The following is a 412-nucleotide window of genomic DNA, read 5'->3' on the forward strand; positions in this document are numbered from 1 at the left end:
TTGTAGAATTCTATCTTTGAGATAACCAATCAGCATATCCTGTTTGATACTGATTTCACAATCAACCGCTTCGCCATCTTTGTTAATCAATTTGAACTTTTCAACACCCGTTGCATTACTGTCTATTTTTCCATTTTCCCAAAGTGGTCGAAGTTTTGACATCATTACGGTAGTATTGGTATAATCGGCTTGGGTTTGGGCAATCAAGGTTTCTGAACCTGCGAATGGGGCTGCATCAATCGGCAAGGTAAAATTAATCCCCTGTTTTCGACATTCGGGGCTATTATATTCAAAGACCTTGTATGCCATATTTTCAAGCAAGTTTTCTCCACCCAAGAAGTTATCACCCGATGAACCGAAATGCTCTAACACTTCGTCCCAACCGTCCTCATACTCTTCGGCAGTGGGTTCA

At 41.0% G+C, this 412-nt stretch carries 1 protein-coding gene; it reads right to left on the reverse strand.

Annotated features, from left to right (window positions below; translation table 11 throughout):
* Window positions 1-412: hypothetical protein (locus tag J1781_RS00170; RefSeq protein WP_217232994.1), on the reverse strand; the 412-nt coding region annotated here is incomplete at both ends.

The organism is Rahnella perminowiae (assembly GCF_019049695.1).
GTDB lineage: Bacteria > Pseudomonadota > Gammaproteobacteria > Enterobacterales > Enterobacteriaceae > Rahnella > Rahnella perminowiae.